Here is a 26678-nt window from a genome sequence, read left to right on the forward strand (position 1 = left end):
CTTTGCCCGGGATGCGCGCACCCCGGGCATCGCCCCCTTATCAGAATTTGTAGCGTGCGCCGAACAGGAAGCGCCGCTTCAGCTCCTGCGCGAACCACAGGTTGCTCACCGAGCGGCCATAGGTACGCAGGCTTTCGTTGGTCAGGTTGATGCCTTCGACCGATAGCGCGACATGCTCGTTCAGATCGTAGCTGATATTGGCGTCGAGCTGCCCGTACGGCTTGGTATAGACCGGGTTCTTGTAGCTGTCGCGGTTGAGCGACGTCAGAAAGCTGTCGCGCCAGTTATAGCTGAGCCGCGCCGAGACACCGTGCTTGTCGTAGATCAAAGTGGCGTTAGCGGTGTTGCTCAAGCCGGTCAGCGCGAATTGGTCGATATTGGGATCGCCGGCATTGTTGAAGCCGATATTGCCCTTCACATAGGTGAAGCTGCCCGACACGCCCAACCCGGTATCGCCGAGGAAATACTGACCGGCGACTTCGAAGCCATACAGCTCCGCATCCTTGTTGTTGATCGGCCGCGACACGGTGAAGTTGTAGAACGGATCGGCGGCGGTGCCGTTCAGGTCAACCGCCGACAGCACCGTGTTGATGAACGCCTGGTCGATCGACTTGGTGGACGGATTGTAATGCTGCTGGAACTGGGTCGCCGCCGATGCGGTGCCGTCGCGCAGCAACAAGGCGGAGTAGGTGAACAGGTTGACGTCGCTGATGTCCGCGCCGAGCGAGGTCAACGCCGCCTTCGCCTGCCCCGAGATCGTGCCCGCCGCGCCCGAACTCGGATCGCGCACGCTGAACAGCGGACTCTGCGACTGGCCCGAGCCGATGAAGTTGTGAACACGCTTGTCGAAGAAGCCGACCGAGAAATAGGTGTCGGGCTTGAAATAATATTCGAACGACAGATCGATATTGTCGGAGATCAGCGGCGCGAGGCCGGGATTGCCGGTGCTGGCGGTCGCCACCCCACCGAGCGCGGTCGGGCGTGGCGGTACGGCGATCGAATAGGACGCGAACAGATTGTCGTAGTTCGGCCGCGCGATCGTTCGGCTCGCCGAGAAGCGGCCGATCAGGTTCCGCTTCAGCTCCATCTGGAAGTCGAACGATGGCAGGATGTTGTCGTACGATCCGGTGCCCCGCAACGTCGACGGCGTGTTGGCGAGGTTGATCGTGAAATCGTTGTCGGACACCCAGCTGATCGTGTTCGGCAGATACTGGATGCCGATCGCCTCTTCCTTGGTGTGCTCGTAACGCGCGCCGGCGACCAGGCTGGTATTATGCCCGGCAAGCTCACCCTTCCACGTCACCTGCGCATAGCCGGCGTAGATCGTCTCCTTGACGGTGTTGTTCTGGCGCGCGGTGAAGCCAACCGCGTTGCCCTGCCCCGCATAATAGGCCGACAGCGCCTTGTAGAGCGTGACCGCATTGCCGCGGAACGCGTCGAGGTTCACGCCCGTCGCGTTGGGATCATAGGCGCTGAACTTGCACAGCAAACAGAACGGCTGGAGCACGCCCGGCGCGACTTGGTTGACGTCGCCGGGATGATCGACGCTCCAGTTGCCGAGCGTCTGCTGCGTCGAGATCAACTGCTGGTTGGTGTCGGTATCGCGGTACAGGCCGCCGAAATCGAACCGGCTGCCGCCGCCCAGATCCCACCCGAAGTCGATCCGGCCTTCCTTAACCTTCTGGCGCTGGCTGGTCGTGTAGGTCCGCCCGATCGACGAGCCGACATCGCCCACGTCGAACACGCCGTTGCCATTGCCCTTCAGCGTGTCGTTGAACACCTCGTCCTGCACCGGGATCGGGCCGCTGAAATCGACCGAATGCGCCGACACGACGTTCGCGCCCGTGCCGACCAGCGTCGAGCTGGTGCCGTCCGGGTTGTTCGGCAGCACCGACGATTTGCCGTAGTGGCCGTCGATCGCGATCGTGAAGTTGTCGGCGACATCCCATTTCAGGTTGAGGCCGTAATCCTCAAGCTGGTTCTTCTGCGCGCGCGACTGCTGCTCGAAATCCTCGTCCTTCACGCCCGCGATGGTCTCGTGCAGGTAGGTGGTGGTCGCCACGGCGGGATTGTTGTCGAACGTGACCACATCGAACGGGCGGTTGAACCAGTTCGCCTCGTCCGAACGCTGCTCCTCCTGTTTGGTGCGCGCATATAGCGCGTCGGCGGTGATGGTGAGCGCATCGGTCGGCTTGAACTGGACGATCGCCTGCCCGTTCAGCCGCTGATATTTGTCGTCGGAAAAGTGATAGCGGCTGTCGTTCGGCACCGAGACGAGATGGTTCGGATCAGTCGGCGCGTTGTTGATCTTGGTGGCGGCGTTGACGAAGCCGTTGGCGGGATCGATGAAGTCCTTGTAGGTGCGGATGTTCCAGTCGTTCGACGTGGCCGAAACGGTCGAGAAGTGCCGCTCCTGATAGCTGCCGAACAGCGACACGCCGAAGGTCTGGCCGGGGTTCGACCAGCTAGCGAGCCCGGTGAATTCCGGCGTGACGACCGAGCCGCAATCGACGCAGTCGCTCGCGCTGGTGTCGTAGTTCAGCTTCGCGCCGACACTGCCGTTGAAGCCGGACTCGCGCGCATCCAGTGGGCGGCGCGTGACGACGTTGATGGTCGCGCCGATCCCACCCGAAGGCACGGCGGCGCGGCCGGTCTTGTAGACCTCCAGCGTCTTGACGCCTTCCGAGGCGAGGTTGGAGAAGTCGAACGAGCGGGTCACGCCGACCGTACCGTCGGCACTCTCGTCGCCGCCGACCGTCTGCGCGTAAGACGAGGCGAGCGTGCGGCCGTTCAGCGTGACGAGGTTGAAGCTCGGCCCGAAGCCGCGCACCGTCACCTGCGCGCCCTGCCCGTTGACGCGGTCGATCGACACGCCGGTGATGCGCTGAAGCGATTCGGCGAGGTTGGTGTCAGGGAACTTGCCGATATCCTCGGCGGAGATCGCATCGACGATGCCGGTCGAGTTGCGTTTGATCGCGATCGAGCGCTCGAGGCTGGCGCGCACGCCGGTGACGACGATATCGTCGGCGGCAGCAGCGGCGGTGTCCGGCACGGCATTGGTGGCGACGGCGCCCTTCTCCGGCGCGGGCGTAGCGGCGGCGGTATCGGCCTGCGGCGTGCCTTGCTGCGCGGACACCGTGGAGTCCTGCGCAAACGCCGCCCGCGGTAACGCGAGCGCGGTCACCACCGCGATAAGCGACACGGAGCAAACCAGTGCAGGCGAGTGATTCCGGCTCTTCATTAAGTCCCCCTCTCCCAAGGCGCGGCCTTTGGCTGCGCGCCGATTTATGTCCGAGTCCCTGTTTCGGGATCGTAGATGTTAGCGCTACAACATTGTCCTACGTTGTCAAACGCAAAAACGCTATATGCGCGGCCGACACTGAAAGAAAGAGGCGAGTGAGACGGCAATCCCCGGCGTTTGCGCCGAGGTTCCGGGCTGGGTTGGTATGTCAACGCAGTCTGCCTCACTGGCGCGGATGTCCCGTTGCGGGTATCGCTTGGGCGAATGGCGACGGAAGAGCGGATGAAGCGCACCACGATTGTCGATGTCGGGCGACTGGCGGGCGTTTCCGCAAAGACGGTCTCGCGCGTTCTAAACGGCGAACCCCATGTCAGCGCCGAGGTCAAGCAACGCGTACGCAACGCGGCCGACACGCTCGACTACCACCCCAATGTGTTTGCGCAGGCGCTGGTGAAGCGCAAATCGAACATGATCGGATTGGTCTATGAAAATCCCAGTCCCAGCTATGTCGTCGATTTGCAGCAGGGCGTGCTCGAACGTCTCGGCGGCAGCCGCTACCGTCTGGTCGTGATCCCGATCCGCTCGGTCGCCGAACATGCCAGCGAAGTGGTCGGCATGTTGCGCTCCGCCGCGCTCGATGGCGTCGTACTGGCGCCGCCGGCATCCGACAATCCGATCATTCTCAACCAGTTGCGTGATGCGCGGATCGTCTGCGCGCGCATCGTCCCGACCCGGCTGATCGACGCAGCACCCAGCAACCTGATCGACGACGTCGCCGCCGCACGCGAGATCGCCGAGCATGTCATCGGCCTCGGCCACCGCGAAATAGCGATCATCCGCGGCGATCCGACCCATGCCTCCACCGAGGCGCGGATGCTCGGCTATATGCAGGCGCTGCACAGTGCGGGCATCGACATGCGGCTGGAGCGGATCGAGCCGGGCATGTTCACCTTCGATAGCGGCCTCGCCGCGGCGCGCGACATCTTCGCGCGCGGCGATCGCCTGACCGCGATTCTCGCGCAGAATGACGACATGGCGGTCGGCGCGATGATGGCCGCGCGCGAGTTCGGCCTGTCGATCCCCGAGGACGTGTCGATCGTCGGCTTCGACGATTCGGAGGTGTCACGAATCACGTGGCCGCGCTTGACGACAGTGCGCCAGCCGGTGTTCGAAATGGCGGTCGCCGCCGCCGAGATGGTGATCGCGCAACTTGAGGAGCGCGAAGTCACGCCCCGCATCTTGCACGCGCACCAGCTGCTGATCCGCGAATCCACCGCGTCGCCTAAGCGCGTGTCGTAATGCTGCGACGTCGTGAGGTCTGGTCGTACGCGGCCGGAGACTTCGGCTTTAATACCGTGTGGCAGTCAATCGAGTTGTACCTGCTCTTCTACTACATTCGGTATCTCGGCCTCAGCGCAACGGCGGCCTCCTCGATCTTCCTTGCCGGCGCGGCGGCGGACTGGGTGCTGGACATGCTGGTCGGCATCGTCGCCGACCGGCTTGCCCCGCAGATCCCGCTGCGAACCTGGGTGTCGATCGGCGGCCCGCTATCGGTGCTGCTGCTCGGCGCGGCCTTCGCGCCCCCGCCGGTTCCGGCGGCGCATGTGCCCGCCTACGCGCTCGTCACCTATCTCGCGCTGCGGTGCGCCTACGGCATCGGCAACATTCCCTATGCAGCTCTCACCGCACGAATTTCAGCCGATCCCGCCGATCACCTCCGCCTGACCGGCGCGCGCATGCAGGCGGCCGCGCTGGGCGGATTGGTCGCCGCGCTCGTCTATGCGCTGCTCCCCACCGGCGGGCGCGGCGAGTTCGCGCCGGGCGCGCTGCTCCTCGCCGCGATGGCGGTTCCCGCCTTCCTCGCCACCACCTTCGGAACCCGCGAGCGTGTGGTGCCGACGTCGCACCATCGCGTTGCGTCGGGCGCCCTCACCTTGCTGCGACGCTCTCCCGCATTGCGACGGCTGATCGTCACGATCCTGGTGGCCGGGCTGGCCGTATCGCTCATCAACGTGTCGCTGCTGTTCGTGTTCGACCGGATCGGCGCGCGGCGCTGGGGCGCCTATGCAGCGTTGCTCCCCGCGTTGTCGCTGCTGCTGACCGCGCCCTTATGGGCGCGGCTGGCGTCGCGTATCGGCTCGGCCGCCACGCTCCGGCGGGCGGCGGCGCTCATGCTGGCGGCGACCTTGCTCGGCGCGGCTGCGGGGCTGAGCGGTGTGGTGATCGCACTGTCGCTGCTTGGCGTGACGCTCGCGATCGTCGCCGGGCAGGGACTGTCGGTGATCGTCTGGTCGATCGTCCCCATGACCGTGACCGCCGTCGAACAGGCCGGCGCCGGCGGATCGGCCGCGCAGATCTACGCGGTGGCGACAATCTCGCGCAAACTCGCCCAAGCCTTGGCGACGCAGATCCTGGTCTTTATATTGCTCGGGCCGTGGCTCGGCGTGTTCGGCATGGCCGCACTGATCGCCTGCGCGACCCTTTTTTTCGCGACGTTCTACACCCCGATCGACCACGCCTCGGCTTGACATAGCCCTGTCAACGTTGTCAGGATTACGACAAAGCTGAAGCGTGCCGGCGCGGCCCTGTGATGCGCCTGCGGGGGGAGAGGACATGACCTACAAGATCGTTCTGGCGGCGCTCGGCATCGCCTGCGCGGGCGCAGCCGCCCTGCCCGCCCAGACCCCCGCCACCGCCCCGGCAGCGCCGGTGCCGACCATCCACCCCGACCTCTGGCCGAGCGCCGCCTGGCCGCTGCGCGCGCTGCCCGACGACGAGGCGCGCATCGCCGACCTGCTCGAGCGCATGACTCTCGAAGAGAAGGTCGGCCAGATCCTGCAAGCCAACATCACCGACGTGACGCCGGACGAGGTGCGCCGCTACCATCTCGGCTCGGTGCTCAACGGCGGCAATGCCGGGCCGGGCGGTGACGATTTCGCGCCCGCGCCGAAATGGCTCGAACTGGCCGACCGGCTGTGGACGGCCTCGACCGATACGTCGCATGGTGGTGTCGGCATCCCCATCCTGTGGGGCACCGATGCGGTGCACGGCCACAGCAACATCGTCGGCGCGACGCTGTTCCCGCAGAATATCGGCCTCGGCGCGACCCGCGACCCCGGCCTGATCGAGCGGATCGGCGCCGCCACCGCCGCTGAGATCCGCACCACGGGGCAGGAATGGACCTTCGCACCGACCATCACCGTGCCGCAGGATTATCGCTGGGGCCGCGCCTATGAAGGCTATTCGTCCGATCCCGATCTGGTCGCCAGCTATGTCCAGCACATGATCCTGGGGCTGCAAGGGCCGCCCGACGGCAGCCGCATCCTCACCGGGCCGCACGTGCTGGCCAGCACCAAGCATTTCATCGGCGACGGCGGGACCTTCGAAGGCCACGATCAGGGCGACGCGAAGATCAGCGAACAGGTGCTACGCGACATTCACGGCAAGCCGTATATCCCCGCGGTCGAGGCAGGCGTCGGCACGATCATGACGAGCTTTTCGAGCTGGCAGGGCCGCAAGATTGCGGGTGAGAAGGCGCTGGTCACGGGCGTGCTCAAGGATCGGATGCATTTCGGCGGCTTCGTCGTCACCGACTGGAACGCGCACGGCCAGATCGCCGGCTGCACCAACGAAAGCTGCCCGCAGGCGATCAACGCCGGCATCGACATGTATATGGCGCCAGACAGCTGGAAGGCGCTCTACACCTCGCTGATCGCGCAGGTGAAGGACGGCACGGTGCAGATGGCGCGGCTCGACGATGCGGTCGCGCGCATCCTGCGGGTGAAGCTGCGGCTCGGGCTGCTCCAGATGGGCAAGCCCTCGTCGCGTCCGCTCGCCGGCGACTGGCGCGAGCTCGGCTCGGCACAGCACCGCGCGATCGCACGCGAGGCGGTGGCGAAGTCGCTGGTGCTGCTCAAGAATACGGGCGTGCTGCCGCTCCGACCGTCCGCCAGCATCCTCGTCGCCGGGGACGGCGCGGACGATATCGGCCGGCAGTCGGGCGGCTGGACGCTCAGCTGGCAGGGCACCGGCCTGTCCGCGAGCATGTTCCCCGGCGCGACCAGCCTGCGGGCCGGGATCGAGGCGGCGGTGAAGGCGGGCGGCGGCCATGCGGAATATGCGCCGGACGGCCATTACACGCACAAGCCCGACGCCGCGATCGTGGTGTTCGGCGAAACCCCCTATGCCGAGTTCCAAGGCGATCTGCGCACGCTGCAACTGCGCCCCGAACTGCGCAAACCGGTCGAGACGATGCGGCGCTTGAAGGCGGCGGGGATCCCCGTGGTCGCGGTGATGCTGACCGGCCGGCCCTTGTTCGTCAGCCCGGAGCTGAACGCGGCGAATGCGTTCGTGGTCGCGTGGCTGCCGGGCACGGAGGGTGCCGGCGTAGCCGACCGGCTGTTCGGCGCGGGCGGCGCGGCGTTCACCGGCAAGCTTCCCGCCGCCTGGCCACGCACCGCCAAGCCGGGCGGGCCGGTCCTGTACCCACTCGGCTACGGCCTGACCGGGCACGAGGCGCGCGCGGCGTGGCAGCCGCTGTCGGAAGATCCCGGCGTGGTCGACGACAGCAACACCGGCGTCTATCTCGCCGCCGGTGTGGCGCAGCCGGGCTGGTCACTCCAGGTGAGTGACGGCGTGGTCGGCGTGACGCGCATCACCACCGTGCCCGCACAGGCGTTGGGCGGCCGCATCACCGTCACCGCGATCGACCATGAGGTGCAGGAAGGCGCACGCCACTTCGCGCTAAAGGGCGGCGGCCCGCAGCTGATCGAACTGCACACCCAGACATCAATCGACCTCAAGCGCGAGACGAACGGCGACCTCCTGCTGCTCACGACGATGCGCATCGAGAGCGCCGCGCCCGCCGATCTCGTCATCGGTGTCGGCTGCGGGCCGACCTGCTCGGCAGGCGTGCCGATCACGCCGGCCAAGCTGCCGGTCGGCACGTGGCAGACGGTCGGCATTCCGCTGAAATGCTTCGCCAAATCGGCGGACATGGCGAAGATCGACACGCCGTTCCGGCTCAGCACCGCGCAGCCGTTCCAAGTGAGTATCTCGCGCGTATCGGTCGGAACGGTCGCCGACACGGTGCTGGCCTGCGGCTCGTGAAACGATGTCGCCGTGATAGGACGGTCGCATGGCACACGGTGAGATGAGCGTCGCGTTCTTCCTTCAGCTGTTCGTCATCCTCGCCGCCTGCCGGGCGGCGGGGTGGATCATGCGGCGGCTGTTCGATCAGCCGGAGGTGATGGGCGAGATGATCGCGGGCGTGGCGCTCGGCCCCTCGCTGCTCGGCCTCATCGCGCCGCATCTGGAGGCGCAGTTGTTCCCGAAGGACACCAGGACGATCCTGTTCGTCGTCGCGCAGCTCGGCGTAGGCCTCTACATGTTCATGGTCGGGCTCGGCTTCCGCAAGGATCATTTCCGGGCGAATGCGGGCAGCGCCGTTGCGGTGTCGCTGTCGGGCATGGCAGCGCCCTTCCTCGTGGCGCTCGCGCTGACGCCGTGGCTGCTTGGCGAGCAGTTGTTCGGCGCCGGCGTCAGCGCGGCGCAGGCGACGTTGTTCACCGGCGCCTGCATTTCGATCACCGCATTTCCAGTGCTGGCGCGGATCGTTCAGGATCGCGGGCTGTCGCAAACCCCGCTCGGCGCGCTGTCTTTGTCATCGGGCGCGATCGACGATGCGGCCGCGTGGGGGGTGCTCGCGCTGATCCTCGCCAGCTTCGGCGGCGGTGCGGGCGATGCGCTGAAGACGGTCATCGGCGGCGGGCTGCTCGCGGGAGTGATGCTGATGCTCGGCCCGCGCCTGCTGGCACCGCGCGCCGCGCGCGCCGAACGCGACGGCGGCGTGGACGGCCCGATGCTGGCGGTGGTGCTGATGCTGTTCATGGCCAGCGCGTGCGCGATGGACGCGATCGGGCTTCACGCGGCGTTCGGCGGCTTCCTGCTCGGCATCGCCATGCCGCGCGGCGCGCTGGCGGACGGCATCCGCCGGCAGGTGGAGCCATTCGTCACCGCCACGCTCGTGCCGATCTTCTTCGCCTGCTCCGGACTGAACACGCAACTCGGCCTCGTCGGATCGCCGTATCTGCTGCTGATCGCCGCCGCCGTGTTGGCGTGCTCGATCGCCGCCAAAGCCGGCGCGTGCTGGGCGGCGGCGCGCCTGACCGGGCAGGACAATCGCACTGCGCTCGCCATCGGCATGCTGATGAACGCGCGCGGGCTGATGGAGCTGGTCATCATCAACATCGGTCTGCAACGCGGGATCATCGGTCCGACCCTGTTCTCGATCCTCGCGGTCATGGCGATCGTGACGACGTTCATGGCCACGCCGCTGTTCGAACTGGTCTACGGTCGCGCCGCGCGTGCGCGGGATGAACTGGGACAGGTCGGCGCGAACGGATCCGGCGTCGTGAAATCATCGGCGGCGCGTTCCTAAGACGGCCGCACCCGATGCAAAGCAAGGTGGGTCAGGACGAACAAGCTCCGCCCGCCGACACCGCCGAAGACCAGTTGCAGCAGGCGTTCGGGGGTGTCGATCATTCCCAGCGCACGACCGTCGCGATTGTACACGAAGGCCTGCCCGTTCCCGATATAAACGCGCCCGTCCGGCCCGACGGCGACGCGCTCGCCGCGCCGGTTGGCAAACGGGCGCAAGTCTGTGATGGCGCCGTTCGCGCCGGCCAGTCCGCTAGGTCGACGGCATCTACCATGCGGGCGCACAGCGTGGTGAGACATGAGATCAGCACCACCAGCCTGTCAGGAGGCCGGCCGAGCCGCCTCGAAGAAGATCCCGGATCAACGAGCAGCGTCTGTCCGGACCCGGCAGCCATATCATGCCGTCGCGATATCCTCCACCGTGCCACCCGCCGCAGCCGCGCGGTGGCTAAACCAAACCGCAAGCAGTCGATTTGCATTCGAATGCACTCTGAGACATACTTCGTCCTGTGTGCGGTCGAAAGGCCGCCGGGCAACAAGGGAGGAAACGCAATGCTCGGCTTCGCCAGCCCGCGGGTGCAGAACTATCAGAACAGCCTCCTGTACATAGGGTCGCAATGGCGCGGCGGGGGCGGGAGACGAACCTCGCCCGTTCATGATCCAGCGACCGGCGAGGTGATCGGAAACGTCGCGTTGGCCGATCCTGCCGATCTCGCGGAGGCGGTCGAGGCGGGAAAGCGGGGCTTTGACAGGTGGAGATCCGTTCCGGCGGCAGAGCGAGCGGTGATCTTGCGCCAAGCGGCAACGCTGCTTCGCGAGCGGGTGGACACCCTCGCGCCGCTCATCACTCTGGAGCAGGGCAAGCCTCTAATGCAGGCGCGTGGTGAAGTGCTCTTTTCCGCGGAGGTGATCGAATGGTTCGCGGACGAAGGACGCAGAGCCTATGGGCGTTTGATCCCGGCGCGCAGCGATGATGTCACGGCGTTGGCGTTGATGGAACCGCTCGGACTCGTCGTGGGCCTCACGCCCTGGAATTATCCGGTTGGGCAAGCCGTTCGCAAGATCGCGATAGCCCTCGCAGCCGGATGCTCAATCATCGTAAAGGTGGCTGAAGAGACGCCGGCCTCCGCAACTGAGATGGTGCGTGCCTTCATCGATGCCGGCCTGCCTGCAGGCGCCTTGCAGCTGGTCTTCGGTGAACCGGCCATGGTTTCCCAATACCTCATCTCACATCCAGATGTTCGATGCGTGAGTTTCACCGGATCAACGACGGTTGGCAAGCAGCTGACGGCGCGCGCCGGGGGACACCTCAAGCGGTGTGTCATGGAGCTCGGCGGCCACGCCCCGGCGCTCGTGTTCGCGGACGCCGATCTCGAACTCGCCGCTTCAAGCCTCGCGGCGGACAAGTTCCACAACGCTGGACAGGCCTGCATCTCGCCCACTCGCCTGCTGGTCGAGACCAGCGCGCACCAGAGCTTCGTCGACCTGTTTGCGAACGAGGCGCGCGCGGTTCGCGTCGGCAGCGGCATGGAAGCGTCCTCGACTATGGGACCTCTCGCCAACGAAAGGCGGCTGACCGCAATCACCGATATGGTACGCGACGCGGTGGCCCGGGGCGCCACGCTGGTCGTTGGCGACCTTGATCGGTCGACAGCCGGATATTTCCTCGAACCAGTGGTGCTGGCCGACGTTCCGACCGACGCCCGCATCATGAACGATGAGCCGTTTGGACCGGTCGCGATCATCAACCGTTTCGATACTGCGTCCGAAGCGGTCGCCGAGGCCAACCGGCTGTCTTACGCGCTCGCGGCCTACGGCTGGTCGAGAGATGTCGGACATATCGAAGAGATGAAGCGGAAGGTGCGGTCGGGGATGCTGTCGATCAATCATAACGGGCTTGGCTACCCGGAAGTGCCGTTCGGAGGCCTTCTAGATTCCGGCTACGGCGACGAAGGTGGCCTGGAAGCGATGCGGGAGATGACCTTCTCACGCTTCGTCTCTGCGCGGAGTGCGCGGCCGTGAAGGCCGCCGTGCTACGCGCGTTCAATCGCGCCATCGAGGTCGAGGAGATCGCACTCCAGCCGCCGCGACATCGCGAGGTGATGGTGAGGATCATGGCAACCGGCGTCTGCGCCAGCGACCTGTCCACGATCCGAGGCAAGACCGCAGTGGCGCTGCCGCTCGTTCCGGGACACGAGGCGGCTGGGATCGTAGAGGAGGTTGGAACGGGCGTGTCCAAGGTCAAGCCCGGAGACCGCGTCGTACTAAGCTGGGCACCGAACTGCGGGCATTGCTTCTTTTGCCATGAAAGTCATCCGACGCTCTGCGAGGTGTACGGACAGGCAGCGTCCGATGGGACGTTGTGGGACGGCACTAGTCGGCTCGGCCGCAGTGATGGAGCCCTGCGCCACTACTCTTGCGTTTCATCCTTCGCAGAGTTCGCCGTGGTCCCCGAAAGCGGCTGCATCGGTATCCCGGACGACGTGCCGTTTGCGGTCGCGGCTCTGGTCGGCTGTGCGGTCACAACTGGGTTCGGTGCTGTCGTGAACGACGCGGCCCTGCGCGCTGGCGACAGTGTAGCGGTGGTCGGGATCGGCGGAGTGGGCGTGAATGCGCTCCAGGCCGCGCACTTGGCAGGCGCCGAGATGATCGTCGCGATCGATGCCAACCCCGCGAAGCGGGCGGTTGCCTTCGCCAACAAAGCAACTCATTTCGTTGATGCACGCGCTCCCGACGCGGTCAATCAGGTCAAGCGTCTCACGGACGGGCGCGGTGCCGATCATGCGATCGAAAGTACTGGCCGCCCTGACGCGATGCGGCTCGCCTACGCGCTTACGCGCGCGGCCGGCACGGTGGTCATCGTCGGCATAGCTCAAGCCGGTCTGGACCTCTCGCTGCCGGCGATCGGCTTCCCCGGTTCGAAGAAGAGAATCATTGGATCAATCTACGGCGGCGGCATTCCCGAGCAGGACATGCAGCGAATTTTCTCATTATACCGCTCCGGGCGCTTGGATCTCGATGGTCAGATCGGGCGGCGCATCCCGCTCGACCAGATCAATGACGCGCTATGCTGGCTGGAACAAGGCGTGGCGGCGCGCACCATCATCGAGTTCTGACGTCGATGAATGAAGCCTATTGCATTCGAATTCATTAAAGCTAGGATCGTGGCAGATCCAGCGCTCACGGAGTCCTCATCATGCCCCAGTTCCTCAAGCGCGGCGCGACCGCGGAAGCGAAGGCCGCGACCGGTCGACAGGTTCGCGATACAGTCGAGGGCATCCTCGCCGACATCGAAGCGCGCGGCGACGATGCGGTGCGCGAACTGTCGATCCGCTTCGACAGGTGGGATCGCGAGGACTACCGGCTCACCCCCGCCGAGATCCAAGGGTGCATCGACACGCTGAGCGCGCAGGACATCAAGGATATCGAATTCGCACAGGCTCAGGTACGCAACTTCGCGCAGATCCAGCGCGACTCGATGCACAATGTCGAGGTCGAGACGCTGCCAGGCGTTGTGCTCGGCCATCGCAACATCCCGCTCAACGCCGCCGGCTGCTACGTGCCGGGCGGCAAATACCCGCTGCTCGCCTCCGCGCACATGTCGGTCATCACCGCCAAGGTCGCCGGGGTGCCGCGCGTCGTCACCTGCGCGCCGCCGTTCCAGGGCAAGCCCGCCCCCGCCATCGTCGCGGCGCAGGCGATGGCGGGGGCAGACGAAATCTATTGCCTCGGCGGCATTCAGGCGGTCGCGGCGATGGGGCTGGGCACGCAATCGATCGCGCCGGTCGACATTCTCGTCGGCCCTGGCAACGCCTTCGTGGCGGAGGCCAAGCGCCAGTTGTTCGGGCGCGTCGGCATCGATCTGTTTGCCGGCCCGACTGAGACGCTGGTGATCGCCGACGAGATCGGTTGCGACGGCGAACTCGCCGCGACCGATCTGCTCGGTCAGGCCGAGCACGGCCCGGACAGCCCCGCCATCCTGCTCACCACCTCGGAACAGCTCGCGCGCGAGACGCTGGCAGAGATCGAGCGGCTGTTGCAGATCCTCCCCACCCGCGAGATCGCGCGCAAGGCGTGGGAGGCGTTCGGCGAAGTGATCGTCGCCGACGACGATGCCGAGATGGTGCGGATCGCCGACGATATCGCCTCCGAACACGTCCAGGTGATGACCGCCGACCCCGACTATTTTCTCAAGCATATGACCAACTACGGTGCGCTGTTCCTCGGCCGGCGCACCAACGTGTCGTTCGGCGACAAGGTGATCGGCACCAATCACACGCTGCCGACCAAGAAGGCGGCCCGCTACACCGGCGGGTTGTGGGTGGGCAAGTTCATCAAGACCTGCACCTACCAGCGCGTGACGACCGACGAAGCTTCGGCGCTGATCGGCGAATATTGCAGCCGGCTGTGCGCGCTCGAGGGGTTCGCCGGTCACGGCGAGCAGGCCAATGTCCGCGTGCGTCGCTTCGGCGGCCGCAACGTGCCGTATGGCGGCGCCGCCGCGCCGTCCGACCGCACCCGCGTCGATGCCTGATCCGCTTCCGCGCACGCCGAGCGCCCGGCTCGACGGCCGGCGCGCGCTGGTGACGGGCGCCGGGCGCGGCATCGGCCTCGCCGCCGCCTCCGCACTGGCGCAGGCCGGTGCGGCGGTGACGCTGGTGGCGCGATCGGCGGACGAGATCGCCGCCGGCGCGACCGCGATCCGCGCGGACGGAGGCGCGGCCGATGCGGTGACGCTCGACGTTTCGGACCTCGCGGCGGTGGCGGCGTTCTTCGCGGATCGTCCGGCGTTTGACGTGCTCGTCAACAACGCCGGCACCAACCGGCCGATGCCGATGACCGAGGTGACGCCAGCGGATTACGACGCCGTGCTCGATCTCAACGTCAAAAGCGCGTTCTTCGTCGCACAGGGTGCGGCGCGCGCGATGATCCGCGACGGCGTGGCGGGATCGCTCATCCACATGGGCTCGCAGATGGGGCATGTCGGCGGCCCCAACCGCGCGCTCTACTGCGCGTCAAAATGGGCGCTCGAAGGCATGAGCAAGGCGTTCGCGCTCGATCTCGCGCCGCACCGCATCCGTTCGAACACGATCGCACCGACCTTTATTGAGACGCCGCTGACCAAGCCGTTTTTCGAGGATGCGGCTTTCCGCTCCAGCGTGCTATCGAAGATCAAGCTCGGCCGCATCGGTACGGTCGAGGATCTGATGGGCGCGATCGTGTTTCTCGCTGGGGACGGGGCCGCCCTGATGACCGGTTCGAGCCTCATCATCGATGGCGGGTGGACTGCGGAATGACCTTCAAGGAACAACTCGCCTCGGGTGCGCCGATCGTCGGCACCTTCATCAAGACGCCCGCGCCGATCATCGTCGAGGTGCTGGGGCTGACCGCGCTCGATTGCCTGTGCCTCGATGCGGAACATGCGCCGTTCGACCGGATCGCGATCGACGGCTGCATCCTGGCGGCGCGCGCGGCCGCGAAGCCGGTGCTGGTGCGCGTCCCCACCGCCGCGCCCGAGCATATCCTCAACGCGCTCGACTGCGGTGCGACCGGCGTGGTCGCGCCGCATATCCGTTCCGCGCGCGAGGCGGAGGCGTTCGCGCGCGCGTGCCGATACGGCGCGGGCGGGCGCGGCTATGCCGGCTCGTCGCGCGCGGCACGCTACACCACGCGCGGCCTCGCCGATCATCTCGCCGCCAGCGCCGCCGCGACCGTGGCGATCGCGCAGATCGAGGATCCCGAGGCGATCGACGACGTGGATGCGATCGCGGCGGTGCCGGGCATCGACGCGCTGTTCGTCGGCCGGGTCGACCTCACCGTCGCGTATGGGGCGACTAGCCAGGACGATTCGGCGGTGATCGCCGCGGTCGAGGCGGTGTGCGCGGCCGGCCGCCGGCATGACCGCCGGATCGGCATGTTCCTCGCGCGGATCGAGGACGTGCCGTTCTGGGCCGAACGCGGCGCGAGCCTCTTCCTGCTCGGCTCCGACCATAGTTTTCTGTTGCAAGGTGCTGCCGATCTGGTGCGGCGCGCCCGGCCTTGATCGCACCCGACGCGACCATTGCTGGCCTTGCCCCACAGCTTGCGCGCGGCGACATCGGCGCGCGCGAGCTGCTCGGGAATTGCCTGGCCGCGATCGCCGCGCGGGACGGCGCGCTGCATGCGATGCTGGCGCTCAACCCAGCCGCGCACGCCGATGCCGCCGCCGCCGACCATGCCCGTGCGACGGGCCGGACGCTCGGCCCGCTCCACGGCATTCCGGTCGTGCTCAAGGACAATATCGATCTCGCCGGCATGCCGACCACCTCGGGCTGCATCGGCCTGCGCAGGGCGATGCCGATGCGCGACGCCGACGTCGCGGCGCGGCTGCACGCCGCCGGCGCGATCGTGGTCGGCAAGACCAACCTTTCCGAATTCTCGTTCGAGATCCGCTCGCGCAGTTCGCTGGGCGGCGATGTCCTGCACCCGCGTAATCCGCGTGTGACGCCGGGCGGATCGAGCGGGGGCACCGCCGTTGCGGTCTGCGCAGGTTTCGCGCTGGCGGGGCTTGGCACCGATACCGGCGGCTCGATCCGCATCCCCGCCGCTTTTACCGGGCTGGTCGGCTTCCGGCCGGCACAGGGCGCGCTGTCGATGCGCGGCATCGCCCCGCTCGCGCCGTCGACCGACACGGTCGGGCCGATCGCGCGGACGGTGGGCGACGTCGAGATCCTGCTTCGCGCGCTGGGGCTCCGCCTCGCTCCGCCGCCGCCCCATTCGCTGCGCATCGGCGTGTTGCGGCAGGCGTTCGGCGGCGATGCAGCGATTGGCGACGCGATCGAGCACGTGATCGTGCGGCTCGATCGGCAGGGCGTTGGCGTCGTCGATCCGGTCGCGCTGCCCGCCGATCTGCTGCCGACCGGCGGCGAGCATATCGTCGATGCGGAGTTCGCCGAGGCGTTCGACACCTATCTCGCCACCAACTTCCGGCCCGGCACGGCCCCGGCGAGCCTCGCCGAACTGCTGCTCGGCGGCGCATATCTGCGCGACCATGCCGACACGTTGCGCGCCCGGCTCGGCCGCAAGCCGGGCGGCGCCGCCGCGATCCTTGTCGGACATGCCCGGCTGGGCACGGCGATGGCGAAGCTGATCGCGCGCGAGCGGCTCGACGCGCTGCTGTTTCCGACCTCGCAGGTCGTGCCGACGTCCCTGGACAATCCCAAGGGCGGTTGGGCGCCCGAACTGGCGGCGCGCAGCGGGTGGCCGGCGCTCAGCGTTCCGTCGGGCGCGTCGGTGTCGTGGCTGCCGGTCGGGGTCGAACTGATCGGCCCGGCGGGTAGCGAGCCGACGCTGCTCGCGCTTGCCCACATGATCGAACACACCGCCTGAGCGCACGGCCTGAGCGCACCGGAGCGGCGCACCGGCGAGGGACGGCGCAGCGCCCCTCGCCTGCCCGATCAGAACGTCGCGCCGACCCGCACGCCGTAGGTGCGCGGCGCGCCGTAGGACACCTGGACACGCTCGCGACGGCCGACCACCGCGCTGTACAGCACCGCCTCGTTGCTCAGGTTCTGACCGTAAGCCTCGACATAATATTTCTTGCGGGCGTCGCTCCAGCGGAGCGAGGCGTCGAATTTGTCGTAGGACTGCTGGTGGTCGAGCGGAGTGTTATAGTCGGTGGTGAAATAGTCCGACGAGTGCAGCCACGTTCCCTGCGGCGACAGCGTTCCCGCGCTGCCGAGATCGATGTCGTAGCTCGCGGTCAGTGTGCTTTTCCAGCGCGGCGACTGTGGAATACGCTTGCCCGAGAGATCGACCGACGGCGTGTCGGCGCCGTTCGACAGCCCGTAGAAGTTATTAGCGCTGATATAGTAAGTGTATTTTGCATCGAGATACGCGACCGTGCCGTCGAGATGCAGGCCCGGCAGCGGACGCGTACGGAGCGTAAGCTCGGCGCCTTTGCTGCGCGCCTTGCCCGCGCTGCCGAAATAGGAGAGCTGGGGCGTATAGACATTGATTTGAAGGTTACTGAAGTCGTTGAGGAAAACGGCCAGCTCTGTGTCAATTGCGCCGTTGAGGAAGCGCGTCTTAACACCCGCCTCATACGCAGTGACCTTCTGGGGAGCGTAGGATGCCGGCACCGTTGGGCTGCCGCCGGTGTCGTTCACGCCGCCCGAGGCGAAACCGGTTGATGCAGTCGCGTAGAGCATCGTATCTCGGTCAGGCGTCACCTGCACGCCAGCGCGCCAGGTCCAGCTGTCGAAGCTGGGTGCGCCCGACGTTCGACTGTACGGCGTCACGAAATTGTAGGTTCCGGGCGCTGCATCGGCGAAGTCGGCGAACTGAAACGCCTTCTTCTCATGCGAGTATCGTACACCGCCAATGACCTTCAAGAGATCGGGGACGACGGCGAAGGTACCTTGCGCATAGCCTGCGAACGCGTCCGTCTGGAGCGCTGAATCGCCGCGATACGCTCCGGTCGTCGCTCCCGGCGCGGTCACCTTTTGTTGATAGGTTTCGAAAATGTCGTCGTGGAGATAGTATGCGCCCGCAATCCACTGCAGCGGCGTCGATCCATCCGAGGCGATCTGCAGTTCCTGCGTGACCGAGTTCGAGCGCGTATTTGGCTCCTGCACGCCCGAACCATAGCCGTACGCTTCGAAAACTTTGCTGCTCTGGTCGTTGTCGGCGCTGCGGTGTGCGGTGAAATGGGTGTAGCCGGTGATCGAGCGCAGCGTCACCCCGCCAAGATCGTAAGAGATCTGGCCGGAGACGTAATCCTCCGCGATGTGTTCGAATGGCTGGTAGTCCCAGTCATTGGTCCAGGCGCCGCCCGTCACAGGTACGCCGACATCCCGCCCGGCAAGGTTGGGCGAGCCGTTCGGCACCGACGGGTTCACCGAATAAGGCTGGCCGTTGATCGACTGATAACCGGTTGCCGGGTTTAGCAGCGTGCCGGCGACCTTGTAGCCGTACGATCCGGCGCCGGCATCGTCGCGCCTCCAGCGGCCGGCATGAAGCGCAACTTCGAGATCGCTGGTCGGCGTCCATTTGACGTTGATGCGCTGAGCATTCTCGTTGAGGTCATCGAGTTCGACGCCCGGTGTGGTCGACTTCACGTAACCGTCGTGGCGCTGGAACACTGCGGCGACACGCACCCGCAAGGTATCGGAGATCGGCAGGTTGATGTATCCATCAATGCGCGTCGAGTTGTAGTTGCCGACGTCGACGTTGAGCCCGGCCTCCTCCTTTGTGGTTGGCGCCTGCGTCACGATGCTCAAGTTGCCACCGAAGGTGTTGCGGCCATAGAGCGTACCCTGCGGGCCGCGCTGCACCTCGATGCGGCCGACGTCGAAGATGGGGATGCTCTGCTGCTGGGTACGGCTCTGGTAGATGCCATCGATGTAGAAGCCGATGACGGGATCGTTCTGCGCGCTGACCAGGCTGGTGCGCACACCGCGGATCGCGGGGAAGGAGTCCGAGCCTTGCGAACCCCATGTGAAACCCGGCGTCGCCAATTCGACGCGGCTGACATTGTCCACGTGCAGCCGCGACAGCGCCTCGCCCGACAATGCGGTGATCGAGATTGGCACGTCGCGCAGCCGCTCGTCGCGGCGCTGCGCAGTGACGATGATGTCGCTGCCGACCTCGTCTGCGGTAGCGGCGGGTGCCGACGCCGCCACGGAGGTCTGTGCAAGAGCCGGCATGCTCGCCAGGGCCACCGTCAGCGCGATGCCTGAACACGCGAGTGTGAATGCGTTTTTCATAAGCTCCCCATCTCCCAATTATGGTGGTGAAGCTATCGGTGGTTCGACTGCTCGTCCACTATTTTTTGCATTCGAAGTCATAAGAGAAAAATAACCGAGTCTCATTGAATACGCGTTCCAAGCTACCACGATCATTGGATTTTTTAGGTCGCTTGGCAACCCGCCGATCTCATATGGAAAGATTTTACACCGAGACGAGACAAAAATGTCATACCTGGTGACGCCGAATGCAGACTGAGCTACGCACCGAGTCGCGCGGATGCACCTTCGATCAGCCGGCCCGAGAAAAGCCGCTGCTCGGCCGGATATTGCGGGTCGTGGATCCGCTCCATCAGCATCGCCGCCGCCGCCTCGGTCATGCGGCCGACCGGCTGACGTATCGTGGTCAGACGATAGCTTTCCCACGCCGCCGGGCCGGAACCGTCGAACCCGACGATCGACAGATCCTCGGGCACGTTGCGGCCGAGTTCAATCCTTGCCGCATCCATCGCGCCGATCGCCATCAGATCGCTCGCGCAGATGATCGCATCGAGCTTCTGCTTGCCCCCGGCCAGTGCGCGCATTCCGTCGCGCCCACTCGCATAGCTGAAGTCGCCGCGCACTACCGGCACGTCGGCGAACCCGCGTTCCGCCAAGATCGTTAGCGCCGCAGTCCGCCGCTCCTCACCGACATAGCTGTCCTCGGGCCCGGCGATGATGCCGAAGCGACGATGTCCGCTCGCCAGGAGGCTTTCGACCAGCGTGCGTTCGCCGTTCACCGAGTCGCACCGTACTGAGGCGGCGTTGGGGCCGCTGGCGAGGCGATTGTACATCACCACCGGGATCTGATGCTCGGCGAATTGGCGCAATTGCTGCTCGGACAGGCGCGCCGCCGCGACCACCCCGTCAACCGAGTGCCGCCAGATCTGGTCGATCACCTCGTCGACCTCGCTTTCCGCGTTGAGGTTGAACAGCAGCACGCGCACGTCACGATCGGTCAGGCTCGCGCTCAGCCCGGCCAGCACCTCGGGATAATAGAGATTGGTGAGATTCGAGATCAGCACCGCGACGAGATTGGTCCGCTTGGAGATTAGCGCCTGCGCGAGGGCGTTGGGACGGTAGCCGATCTCGGTCGCGACCTTGAGGATCAGCTCGCGCTTTGCCGGCGCGATCGAGGCGTTCGGCGCGAAGCAGCGCGAGACCGCCGATTGCGACACGCCCGCGATCCGCGCGACGTCGTAGGAGGTCGCGCGACGCCCCGCTTCGGCCACGAACGAGGTGGTGGGCGCCGGATCGGCTTTACGGCGTGGCATATCTGTCTCTTTCCCGCGGTCGCACGTGTGCGGACCAGATAATCGCAAAGCCGACGGGCCGAAAGCGCGTTTCGGTGAATGACAATTGCATTCGGATGCAGTATTGAGGGCATGAGATGCTCAGCATCCGTATCGCCAATGAGGAGAAGACGATGACCGCCGCGCCGCAGGGGTTTGAATCCCGCACCGTTTATATCAAACAGCCAGAACGGGATCAGATCGCCGACAGCGGCAGTGTCGCCGCCCTGGTCGCCAACGTGCTCGCGGATGTCCGCGCTCACGGCGATGCCGCGGTGGCCCGCTATTCGCGCGAGTTCGACAAGGCCGATCTCGACCGGTTCGAGGTGTCCGCCGCCGACCGCGCTGCCGCGATCGACGAACTCGATCCGCAGACCCGCGCCGACACCGAGTTCGCCATCGAGAACGTCCGCCGCTTCGCGCAGGCGCAGCTCGATACAATCCTGCCGCTCGATATCGAGCCGATGCCGGGCCTGCACCTCGGCCACCGAGTCATCCCGATCCAGCGCGTCGGCGCCTATGTGCCGGGCGGCCGCTTCCCGCTGCTGTCTGCTCCGATCATGACGATCGTGCCGGGTAAGGTCGCCGGCTGCGACGAGGTCGTCGCCTGCCTGCCGCCCAACGCGCACCGCGCGATGATCGCGGGCTGTCATCTGTCGGGTGCGGACCGCATATTCCGCATCGGCGGCGCGCAGGCGATCGCCGCGATGGCTTTCGGTACGCAGACCGTACCGCAGACCGACAAGATCATGGGACCGGGTAACGCTTTCGTGAACGAAGCCAAGCGCCAGGTGTTCGGACCGGTCGGCATCGATCAGCTCGCCGGCCCGTCTGAGATCTTCATCGTCGCCGATGCAACCGGCGACGCCGAACTGATCGCGACCGATCTGCTCGGACAGGCCGAGCATGACGTGCGGACCCGCGTCGGCCTCATCACCACCGACCGCGCGCTGGCCGAGGCGACAGTGCGCGAAGTGGCCCGACAGCTTGAGACGCTGGCGACCGCAGCGGTCGCGTCGCAAAGCTGGCGCGACTACGGCGAGGTCGTGCTGTGCGAGGACGAGGCGACGATGATCGCCTATTCGGATCATGTCGCCGCCGAACATCTCCAGGTTCACACCGCCGATCCGCACGCATTCTCGCACAAGCTGCGTAATTACGGCTCGCTGTTCATCGGCGAGAATGCCAGCGTCGTCTATTCCGACAAGAACGTCGGCACCAACCACACGCTGCCGACGATGGGCGCGGGCCGCTACACCGGCGGCCTGTGGGTCGGCTCCTACGTAAAGGTCGCGACGTACCAGTGGCTCGACGAACGCGCGATCGCGAAGGTCGCACCGCCCGCGATCCGTCAAAGCGGCAGCGAGGGGTTGGAAGGACATCAGAAGGCGGCGGCGATCCGCTTCGAACGGTTGAAGCAGCCGGCCTGATCCGAACCGGGACGCCGCCCGCGGGCTGGGCGGCGCTGACGCAAGAGAGGCGCGGCTCAGGCGAGCCGCGCCTCTTTGTGTTTCAACTCGCCTCGCTCAGCCGCGTGCGGCGAAGGTCGGCCTACCGGGATTTTCGGAGCCGCGGGTGACGAAGAGTTCCGCAGGCACGGACGCGGTGTTGCGGAATGAATGCATCAAGCCGATCGGCACGCTCAAGGTGTCGCCCGCGCCGAGCAGCAGCGACTCCTCGTCCCAGCGAATCTCCAACGTGCCCGATTGCACGAACAGCACCTCGGCCTCGGCGCGCGCGTGCGCGGGCACGAACGCGCCGCTTTCCAGCGTCAGCAAGCGCAGGTTGAAACCGTGCGGCCACCAGCCCGCGATCACGCCGGGTTCGAAGCCGTCGTCGGTCGGCTGCGGAACGATCAGCCCGGCCTCGCTCACGCCCTCCCCCGCCAGCGGGGACGCCGGGTTGGCGGGCGCGGTGCCGGCACGCACGACGCATTGCAGCAGCTTTTCGATCGGCGGCGTGACGAGCTGGTCCACATCGCCGGTGTCGAGCGGCTGTTCAAGATCCACGTCGCGAAGAGTGTAATCTCCGGCGCTTGTATCGATCAACATGCCACCCTTCGCCAGCTTCAGGCCGTGCCCGGCCGCCGCCTCGAACACGGCGGGCGCCCACGTCACCTTACCAGGGTCATCCTCGCCCAGCACGGTGTAGAGGAAGCCGGTGCCCTGATCGGTCTTCTCGAAACCGCGGAACATGCGGGTCGGCACCGACACCACGTCCCCCGGCGCGATATCGAGCGTCCCGTCCTCGCGATTGGGGCCGAACAGCAGCCGCCAGTGGCCGGAATGCACGACGAACACCTCCGCCGTCTCGTGGCTGTGTTGCGAATTGACGCACCCGAACGGCTGGCGCGCGGCGCCGATGTTGAAGCCGTGTTTTTCTGTGATGTGGACGAACTGGTCGGCGTTTTCGGACACGCCCGGGCCGATGATCGTGAAGTTCTCCTTCTCGGTCGATCCCGGCGTGCGTGTATCGAGGAAGGCGGTCCGGCACGGCACGAGATCGGCATAGCGCACGAGCCGCCGTTCCATCTCCTCTCGGGTCCATTCTGTCACAAAGCGCTCCACTCACTATTGCATTCGGATGCAAATCTGGTACGTCAAAGCCAAGGAACATGCAAGGCGGGGCGATCCGCCAGTTGCGAATAATGTGCAGGACGAGGCGTGATCGACAAGCGTTTGCCATTGCTGCTGCTGCCCGGCACGCTCTGCGATGATCGCGTGCTCACGCCCATCCTGCCGCCCGATCGCACGCACTTCACGGCGGACCTCACCCGCGCGACATCGGTGGCGGGGCTGGTCGATGCGGTGCTGGCCGATGCGCCCGATCGCTTCGTCGCGGTCGGCTTCTCGCTGGGTGGCATCGTCGCGCTCGAACTTGCGGCACGTGCGCCGCGGCGGATCGCGGCGATGGTGCTGATCGCCACCACGCCGCGCGGTGTGCCCGCCGCGCAGTACGCGGCACGCCGCGCACAGGCCGCTGGCGCCTCCGATCCCGTCGCGCTGATCGATGCTTTGTGGCCGGGCTATGTTCATCCTGACCGCGCCGCCGACAGGCCGCTGTACGATATCGTCTGCGCGATGGCGGGCGACTGCCCGCCGGGGACGTTCACGCGCCAGACCGAGGTCGCGCTGTCCCGCGTCGACAGTCGCGCAAGACTGGCACGGTATTCGGTGCCGGTGCTCGTGCTGTCGGGCGCGGACGACATGGTCGCCCTGCCGGAGACGCAGGCGGAGCTTGCCGCCGGTCTGCGCGACGTGCAGCTTGTGACGATCCCGGATGCGGGACACTTCGTCTCGCTCGAACGGCCCGACGCGTGTGCCCGCGCGATCGCCGACTGGCTCGATGCGCTAGCGCTCCGTGCGGCAGCGCCCCTATCATCCACCGTTCCCGGTACTTTGGAGGTCTCGTGACTGAAGCCAGCAGCAAATCCGTCAAGCCAGCCGATGACATCAAGCCGGCGTCCGCCCCGAACGCTGCGGGCGCGGTGTTGCAGGTCGAGCGGCGCGACTTCACTCAACTCGTTCCGGAGAACCGCTCGCGCGTCCAGTCGATGCGCGGGTTCGACGATTGCTATACCGACATCGTCGACTACATCATCCGCTGCACGCACCGCATCTGGGACGAGCGCGACGTCGGGCTGATCTACACGCACTACACGCACAATTGCGTCGCCTACACGACAATGGGCACGATGTACGATCGGGAGACCCACATCCGTGACACGATCCAGCGCCTCGTCGAATTCCCCGATCGGCGCGGCATGGCGCAGCAGGTGATCTGGCGCGGCAACGATGTCGACGGTTTCTACACCAGCCACATGACGCACGGGCTTGGCCGCCACAGCGAATTTGGATCGTGGGGCAAGCCGACCGGGCGCACCTTTTGCACGCGCACGGTCGCGGAGTGCATGATCCTCGAGAACAAGATCTACAAGGAGTGGATCGTCCGCGACAACATGGGGCCGCTGATCCAGATCGGGCTAGATCCTCACGTCTTCGCCGAGGGGATCGCCCGTAAGAAATTCGAAAACGGCGAGTCCGTGGTTGATCTTGTCGAGAACCGCAGGCTGCTCGGACAATATCCGCCCGAAGCCGAAGCCGACGTCTCGATCGCGCACAATGAGGGCGAGGCAGAGCTGCTGCGCTGGCTGCACCACATCTACAACAAGCGCATGTTCGGACTGATTCGCGACATCTACGCGCCCAACTGCCAGTGGCACGGGCCGCTGATGCGCGAGTTGGGGGGCGTCGCGTCGGTGCTGCAACAGACGATGCGGCTCGTTGCCGTCATGCCTGACTGCGCATTCGTGCCGCAGCACATCTGCTCGGTCGAGAGCGAGGAGGGCGGGGTCAAATACGCGCTGCGTTGGACGATGGATGGACATCACCTCGGCTATGGCCCGCTCGGCGCGCCGACGGGCCATCCGCTGCACGTGATGGGCGTCACGCACTTCCACGTCCGTGACGGCAAGATCATCGACGAGTGGGCCACCTACGACGAGTTGTCGATGCTGGTGCAGGTGAAGCTGGCCGCGCTGCAGGCGGCCTGACAAGCGCAGAACAAGCCCTGTGCGGCAGATCGCCCCATGTCGCGCAGCGTTCCACCCGGGGAGCATCAAGGAGAAACGCATGGCAAGCAGCGTGATGTCCCCGTCGCCGCCTGACGCCGCGCCGATGCGCCTGTCGCGCCAAGTCACCATCTTCGCGCTGCTACTCGTGTGCGAATTCTTCTACGGTTGGGCATGGAACACAGTGGACGTGTTGCGTCCGTACATCCGGCAGGCGCTCGGCCTATCGCTGCTCCAAGCGGGGTCGGCCTACTCGGCGCAGGGCTCGGGCGCGTTGATCGGGGCGATCGTGATCGGTCAGATGGCGGATCGGCTCGGGCGGCGGCGGATGCTGGCGGCGCTTATCCTAGGCTATGGAGCGATGCTCCTGGCCGGCACTGTCGTCGCGACGTATATGGAACTGTTGCTCCAGCGATTTCTCCTCGGCTTCTTCGCGGGCGCTTCGTTCCCGGTTGTCGTCGGCATCTATGTCAACCTGTTCAACCCGGCGTTGCGGGGTCGGCTCGCGGGGATGCTCAACGCGATGTTCAGCCTGTCCATTGTCATGCTAGGCGTGGCGATGAGCGCAGTTCCGGCTCCCAGGTGGCACGCGCTGCTGTGGATCGGGGGCCTCCCACCACTGTTCCTCGCGTTGGTCGTACTGGCGCTGATCCCCGCAGGATCCGCCGTGGATCTGGTCCGGCGCGCCACCACCAGATTGCCAGTAGGCGAACTGTTCGCACCTGGTCTACGTCGTCAGACCATTATGCTCGCCGCGATGACGGGGCTGAACTTCTTCGGCTATGCAGCCTTCAGCGGCTGGCTGACGACCTATCTCACCGGCGAACGTGGCTTCAGCCCGGCGCTTGCAGGGAAATTGGTGGCGTGGCAGTTCGCGGGCAACATCGCAGGCGGCTTTTTCTGGGGTTGGACAGCGGACCGATATGGACGCCGCTTCAACGCGGCTGGCTTCATCGTCGCAGCCGTGGCGATCGTCGCCTATCTACTCGCCCCCTCCAACCTGCTTCTGCTCAAGCTGCTCGGGCTGATCTATGGGGCGGCGCTGTGTTCGAGCGTGATCTGGGGACCGTGGATGGCGGAACTCTACCCGCGCCATCTGCAGTCGACAGCCGCCTCAATTTTCAATTGGGGGCGGATCATCAGCTTCTTCGCGCCTCTCATCACCGCACAGGTAGCCGCTGCATTCAGCCTACGAACGGCGATGTTCACCGCCGCAGCAGCCTTCACGACCGCAGCTGCGATCTGGCTGATGCAGCGCGAAACGCTAATGGTGCGACACCGTTAGCTGTCACTTCTAAAATCCAGCACGACCTTTCTCCAGATCCTGCTTCATAAAGCCGAATACGCAACGACAGTCGTGTTCGAACTGGAGC

General features: G+C 66.0%; 18 protein-coding genes. 14 read left to right on the plus strand and 4 right to left on the minus strand.

Going from position 1 to position 26678, the window contains the following annotated elements:
* Window positions 1-40 precede the first annotated feature (40 nt).
* Window positions 41-3241 (minus strand): TonB-dependent receptor, encoded by a 3201-nt coding sequence (locus AC3ANX_RS15625; RefSeq protein ID WP_488334178.1) that lies wholly within the window; start codon window positions 3239-3241, stop codon window positions 41-43.
* Window positions 3242-3523: 282 nt separating this feature from the next.
* Here AC3ANX_RS15625 and AC3ANX_RS15630 point away from each other — a divergent pair, with 282 nt between their 5' ends.
* From AC3ANX_RS15630 to AC3ANX_RS15675, 10 genes are all read left to right on the plus strand, one after another.
* Window positions 3524-4540, plus strand: a complete 1017-nt coding sequence (locus tag AC3ANX_RS15630) for a LacI family DNA-binding transcriptional regulator (RefSeq protein ID WP_488334179.1) — start codon at window positions 3524-3526, stop codon at window positions 4538-4540.
* Window positions 4540-5769: an MFS transporter gene (locus tag AC3ANX_RS15635; RefSeq protein ID WP_488334180.1), complete on the plus strand. Its 1230-nt coding sequence runs from the start codon at window positions 4540-4542 to the stop codon at window positions 5767-5769. Before AC3ANX_RS15630 ends, AC3ANX_RS15635 begins: the two co-directional genes overlap by 1 nt.
* Before the next feature lie 85 nt (window positions 5770-5854).
* A complete protein-coding gene (locus tag AC3ANX_RS15640) occupies window positions 5855-8350 on the plus strand; it encodes a glycoside hydrolase family 3 protein (RefSeq protein ID WP_488334181.1) in 2496 nt (831 codons plus the stop codon).
* 28 nt (window positions 8351-8378) lie between these two features.
* The gene (locus AC3ANX_RS15645; RefSeq protein ID WP_488334182.1) at window positions 8379-9680 is read left to right on the plus strand and encodes a cation:proton antiporter; all 1302 of its coding nucleotides are present in this window, start codon (window positions 8379-8381) and stop codon (window positions 9678-9680) included.
* Between the two features lie 14 nt (window positions 9681-9694).
* Window positions 9695-11701, plus strand: coding sequence for an NAD-dependent succinate-semialdehyde dehydrogenase (locus AC3ANX_RS15650; RefSeq protein ID WP_488334183.1), 2007 nt, complete (start codon window positions 9695-9697; stop codon window positions 11699-11701).
* On the plus strand, window positions 11698-12795 hold the full coding sequence (locus AC3ANX_RS15655) for an alcohol dehydrogenase catalytic domain-containing protein (protein WP_488334184.1): 1098 nt from the start codon (window positions 11698-11700) through the stop codon (window positions 12793-12795). Before AC3ANX_RS15650 ends, AC3ANX_RS15655 begins: the two co-directional genes overlap by 4 nt.
* Before the next feature lie 80 nt (window positions 12796-12875).
* Window positions 12876-14213 (plus strand): histidinol dehydrogenase, encoded by a 1338-nt coding sequence (gene hisD, locus AC3ANX_RS15660; RefSeq protein WP_488334185.1) that lies wholly within the window; start codon window positions 12876-12878, stop codon window positions 14211-14213.
* Window positions 14206-14976 (plus strand): SDR family NAD(P)-dependent oxidoreductase, encoded by a 771-nt coding sequence (locus AC3ANX_RS15665; protein WP_488334186.1) that lies wholly within the window; start codon window positions 14206-14208, stop codon window positions 14974-14976. The genes hisD (AC3ANX_RS15660) and AC3ANX_RS15665 overlap by 8 nt, the downstream gene beginning before the upstream one ends.
* Window positions 14973-15722, plus strand: coding sequence for an HpcH/HpaI aldolase family protein (locus AC3ANX_RS15670; RefSeq protein WP_488334187.1), 750 nt, complete (start codon window positions 14973-14975; stop codon window positions 15720-15722). The genes AC3ANX_RS15665 and AC3ANX_RS15670 overlap by 4 nt, the downstream gene beginning before the upstream one ends.
* Window positions 15719-17047 (plus strand): amidase, encoded by a 1329-nt coding sequence (locus AC3ANX_RS15675; RefSeq protein ID WP_488334188.1) that lies wholly within the window; start codon window positions 15719-15721, stop codon window positions 17045-17047. The genes AC3ANX_RS15670 and AC3ANX_RS15675 overlap by 4 nt, the downstream gene beginning before the upstream one ends.
* Before the next feature lie 68 nt (window positions 17048-17115).
* Here AC3ANX_RS15675 and AC3ANX_RS15680 read toward each other — a convergent pair whose 3' ends face one another.
* Together AC3ANX_RS15680 and AC3ANX_RS15685 are read right to left on the minus strand one after the other, a co-directional pair.
* The gene (locus tag AC3ANX_RS15680; protein WP_488334189.1) at window positions 17116-19443 is read right to left on the minus strand and encodes a TonB-dependent receptor; all 2328 of its coding nucleotides are present in this window, start codon (window positions 19441-19443) and stop codon (window positions 17116-17118) included.
* 221 nt (window positions 19444-19664) lie between these two features.
* Window positions 19665-20717, minus strand: a complete 1053-nt coding sequence (locus tag AC3ANX_RS15685; protein ID WP_488334190.1) for a LacI family DNA-binding transcriptional regulator — start codon at window positions 20715-20717, stop codon at window positions 19665-19667.
* A gap of 116 nt (window positions 20718-20833) precedes the next feature.
* Here AC3ANX_RS15685 and hisD (AC3ANX_RS15690) point away from each other — a divergent pair, with 116 nt between their 5' ends.
* Window positions 20834-22165 (plus strand): histidinol dehydrogenase, encoded by a 1332-nt coding sequence (gene hisD / locus AC3ANX_RS15690; protein WP_488334191.1) that lies wholly within the window; start codon window positions 20834-20836, stop codon window positions 22163-22165.
* A 96-nt stretch (window positions 22166-22261) separates the two neighbouring features.
* Here hisD (AC3ANX_RS15690) and AC3ANX_RS15695 read toward each other — a convergent pair whose 3' ends face one another.
* Window positions 22262-23290 carry a cupin domain-containing protein gene (locus AC3ANX_RS15695; RefSeq protein ID WP_488334192.1) on the minus strand — a complete coding sequence of 343 codons (1029 nt, stop codon included), beginning with the start codon at window positions 23288-23290 and terminating at the stop codon, window positions 22262-22264.
* A gap of 108 nt (window positions 23291-23398) precedes the next feature.
* Here AC3ANX_RS15695 and AC3ANX_RS15700 point away from each other — a divergent pair, with 108 nt between their 5' ends.
* The 3 genes from AC3ANX_RS15700 (at window position 23399) to AC3ANX_RS15710 (ending at window position 26590) form a co-directional block, all read left to right on the plus strand.
* Complete coding sequence (locus AC3ANX_RS15700; protein WP_488334193.1) at window positions 23399-24148, plus strand: alpha/beta fold hydrolase; 750 nt, start codon at window positions 23399-23401, stop codon at window positions 24146-24148.
* Window positions 24145-25287 carry a nuclear transport factor 2 family protein gene (locus tag AC3ANX_RS15705; protein WP_488334194.1) on the plus strand — a complete coding sequence of 381 codons (1143 nt, stop codon included), beginning with the start codon at window positions 24145-24147 and terminating at the stop codon, window positions 25285-25287. The genes AC3ANX_RS15700 and AC3ANX_RS15705 overlap by 4 nt, the downstream gene beginning before the upstream one ends.
* A gap of 79 nt (window positions 25288-25366) precedes the next feature.
* Window positions 25367-26590, plus strand: a complete 1224-nt coding sequence (locus AC3ANX_RS15710; RefSeq protein ID WP_488334195.1) for an MFS transporter — start codon at window positions 25367-25369, stop codon at window positions 26588-26590.
* Window positions 26591-26678: the final 88 nt, after the last annotated feature.

Source organism: Sphingomonas sp. BRN-1R, assembly GCF_057748035.1.